This window comes from Allobosea sp. 10L422, assembly GCF_056395345.1.
Genome location: NZ_JBFTJI010000031.1, coordinates 1 through 3,262 on the forward strand (window position 1 = coordinate 1; position 3,262 = coordinate 3,262).

Genomic DNA, 3,262 nt, shown 5'->3' on the forward strand with positions numbered 1-3,262 from the left:
GGCGAGGCGCGATGCCGCCTTCTTGCCGGAGATCCAGCGGGTCTTTGACGAGAACTTCCAGGTCTATGGCGTGCGTAAGGTCTGGCGGCAGATGCAGCGCGAAGGGCATCAGCTTGCTCGCTGCACCGTGGCGCGCCTGATGCGCAGTGTGGGCCTGCAAGGCGTGATCCGCGGCAAGCCTATGCGCACGGTTCATTAAATCGGCCAGCTCGGCCGCCAAGTTTGATCCGGTCCGCAGTTCGCCGTTTGCTGAGTAGGCCCATTTCACTGCAGTCGTACGAGCGTCGATCAGGCGCGTGCTGACGCGCCACCTATCCGCTGACTGGCGAACGCTGCCTTCAACGATGTACAGGTGCGCTATTTGCTTGCCTCGGTCGCCGGCCACCGAACTAACCGGCCCATTTTCCGCAAAAACCTGCAGGTGCTTCTGCTTTGCGAGGCTCGTCAGCACTTCCTCGGACAAGTCAGCGGCGAATGCCACGCCTTCCGGTGCGGATGACAAACTGACGAACGGCCTGACGGTCACCTGTGGCTCAAGCGTCTCAAGCGCCTGATCGGACACCGGGAATTGGGGCGGGAGTTGCTCTCGCGTAGCCAAGACAACGACGACCAAGTTCAGAGCTATTGCACACAAAAGGCCGCAGGCCAGTACGCCGGGGCGGGTCATCAATTCCGTACGTGATGATCGGCTTTGGCGGGGTGTCTCCCACGGCCCGGCTTCGTCCAGCACCGGCGTATCGATAACACGCCAGCGGAACGCGGGAACATAGCTCCCCTTCGCGACCTCAATAATTACCGGGTCGTATTTTCCATCGAGAAGGTAATATCTTTCCAGCGCGCGCCGCAGGCGACCGGCCTCGATCCGCACCACCGGATCGTTCATGGCGTCGAAATCCGCACCCCGACCAAATACCTCATTCGCGATCGTGAAGGCCTTTAATCGCTTTTCTTTCCCCGAAAGCTTTTCTTCGACAATGTACTGTAGAAAGTGTTTTACACGCGCAGGAACATTGAAATCTGCACTTCCCACGATCCGCGCGAGCTCTGACCTTACCGCTTCCCCCTCCGGTTCGGTCAAAGTACCAAAGCAATTCGACGCTTCCACGGCGACCCCTGCGCGAACGCAAATACGAAACCCGCTTCTCTCTTACGATAGATCTGCGCATCGCGCAGTGGCAACAAGTAATCGTGGTGAGAACAGCAGCCTGACACCAGGGACAATATCGCGAACCCCAACGCGTGGTTAGCCTGTACGGGGGATTTCGGAAGGCGCCATGACGCCAGAGCAAAAAGCAGGCCTGGCACGATTGATGCTCCGCTGGCCCGAACGGCGCGAACAGCTCAAGAGAGCTGCAGAACGCTGCATTGACCTATATGAAGGCTATGAGCTGGCCTCGCGCGCCTACGTTCGATGGACCCAGCAGACTGAACCGAATGCCGCGGCCATAGCAGAGGAATACCGGAAACTTCTAATCGAGCTTGAACTCGAAATCGCGGGCTTCTTGGCTGGCGATCGTAAGGTTAGCCGAAGGTCGGCCGACAAACCCAAATCCTCGTGCTTCCTGCGCGGCCTCAGTAGGCCAGCAGTCCAGCTACGAACCACGCGATCACCGCATTCGCCAGCCCCGAGATCAGCAAAATTAAAACCGGCCACCGCGGAGTACCTTGCTCGGCCTCGTCAGGCGTCTCGACCGTCGGTTCTGCATCGCGATCGTAGACGAGCCGGAGTGGTGGCCTCAACTTCTCGTTATCTTGTTGGGGCACTTTTGGTCGAGGATCGACCATCATGGCGGCCTCCTCCGGGCGCTTCGGGTAATCACCGCAAAGGGAAACTCCTTTCGACGTGCAGCGTTCCGGAGAAGCTGCCGCCCGCTCGGTGACCGAAGCCAAACCAAAATTTGCCCCCTCCAGCCAAAACTGACGGCTATGGGTCACGCTTCCTCGATGATCGATTGATAGCGCTCGACCGCCAGCCTCGCCAGTTCTGCTTCATCTGCGGCGACGGCTACTAGCGAGACAATGATGTTGGCCAGCTTAGAGCGTTCTGGCTCCTCAAGTGCAACGGGAATGCTTGGCGCGATTTCGACCCATGCTGTCTCAAAGGCGGCTTGGGCGCGCGCGAGATGATCTGAATCGGTCAGGGACGAGAATAGCATGGTCCTTTCCTCCGCAACGGCTCTGCGCAGAAAAAACGGACCTCGAGGTCTCGCCCCCCCTTTTCCCGGCGGCAAGAAGGGAGCCGACCGGAGATCGGCTCCCTCGGCGATTGCGGTGCTCCAACAATCACCGGCTGCTTTTCGAGAGGCCTCGACGCATCGCCTTTGAGGAATTCATCGGCGCTCGAAAGCGGCACAGTAAGAACGGAGACGTCGGGCGCAAGGTTCCGCGACGGCGTAGTGTCAGAATGGCGCAAAAGATGCCGAGCAATTGGGATGCTAAACGTCGCTTGCCCCCACCCCGAAACGGGCGCGTACTGCCGAGGCAGTTGGCGGGGGCCGGCGATGTATACCGGGAAAGGCCTGCTTGTCCTGCGGGACGGCCGGACGCTCCCGCTCACCTACCAATTTGGCAGCAACTCCGACGATACCCGCGCCGGGTACCTTTTCTGCGATCTCTCGGACGTCGATCCAGCCGCTCTCTTCTACAGGCTCCGCGTGGTCTGCGACGACGGCACAGATCTCGTCGTTGCAGTCGCGCATTCCAGCGACCGCTACCTTGCCGTCATCGGACGCGTGTCCGCGCCACGCGATCCGCCATAGAAAAAGGGAGCCGGCGGCTGGGGGGCTAGACCGACTCCCTTCGATGGCCATCTTGGCAGAAGAACCATCCCCACCTCGCAGCTGACCGCGCCAGTGGTGTACTGCCAACGATCAGTTCGCCCGCTCGGTTCCGAGTTTCCGGTAAAAAATTTCAGATCAGGGGCCGTTCGCCTCGAATGACCTCCACATCATGAAAAAGGCCGCGCCAGCCGAAGCCAGCGGGGCCGAAATCATGCGGCGTTGGACTGCCGGTAACGGTCGACGGCCCGCCGGGTCAGTTCCTCTTCATCTCCCGCGACGGCCACCAGCGCTGCCACGATGTAAGCCAGTCTGGTGCGTTCTCGCTCTTCAAAAGCAGGGGGAATGCTCGATCTGATTTCGTTCCACGCAACCTCCAGCGCCGCGCAAGCCCGAGCGAGATCGGTGGGGTCACTCAGCGACGAAAAGGGCATGTCTCCCTCCCTCCAAAAAGGACACTTGCGAAGGATAAATTTAGAAGGGCT

General features: G+C 59.9%; 3 protein-coding genes and 2 pseudogenes. 2 read left to right on the top strand and 3 right to left on the bottom strand.

Translation table 11 applies throughout. From position 1 onward, the window contains the following. Positions 1-190, top strand: a pseudogene (locus AC1DEZ_RS27635) (IS3 family transposase); the annotation flags it as partial. A 1,382-nt stretch (positions 191-1,572) separates the two neighbouring features. On the opposite strand, the gene AC1DEZ_RS27640 reads toward AC1DEZ_RS27635, so the two are convergent. Further along, a complete protein-coding gene (locus tag AC1DEZ_RS27640; protein WP_476781343.1) occupies positions 1,573-1,935 on the bottom strand; it encodes a hypothetical protein in 363 nt (120 codons plus the stop codon). Continuing rightward, positions 1,932-2,156, bottom strand: a complete 225-nt coding sequence (locus AC1DEZ_RS27645; protein WP_441514574.1) for a hypothetical protein — start codon at positions 2,154-2,156, stop codon at positions 1,932-1,934. Before AC1DEZ_RS27645 ends, AC1DEZ_RS27640 begins: the two co-directional genes overlap by 4 nt. Positions 2,157-2,501: 345 nt before the next feature. Here AC1DEZ_RS27645 and AC1DEZ_RS27650 point away from each other — a divergent pair, with 345 nt between their 5' ends. Beyond that, positions 2,502-2,759: a hypothetical protein gene (locus AC1DEZ_RS27650; RefSeq protein ID WP_476781344.1), complete on the top strand. Its 258-nt coding sequence runs from the start codon at positions 2,502-2,504 to the stop codon at positions 2,757-2,759. 230 nt (positions 2,760-2,989) lie between these two features. On the opposite strand, the pseudogene AC1DEZ_RS27655 reads toward AC1DEZ_RS27650, so the two are convergent. Then, a pseudogene (locus AC1DEZ_RS27655) lies at positions 2,990-3,262 on the bottom strand (hypothetical protein); the annotation flags it as partial.

What these genes read in the sequence shown, in the direction of transcription:
- AC1DEZ_RS27645 (WP_441514574.1), bottom strand. Translation starts at nt 2,156, where the DNA reads ATGCTATTCTCGTCCCTGACCGATTCAGATCATCTCGCGCGCGCCCAA.
- AC1DEZ_RS27650 (WP_476781344.1), top strand. Translation starts at nt 2,502, where the DNA reads ATGTATACCGGGAAAGGCCTGCTTGTCCTGCGGGACGGCCGGACGCTC.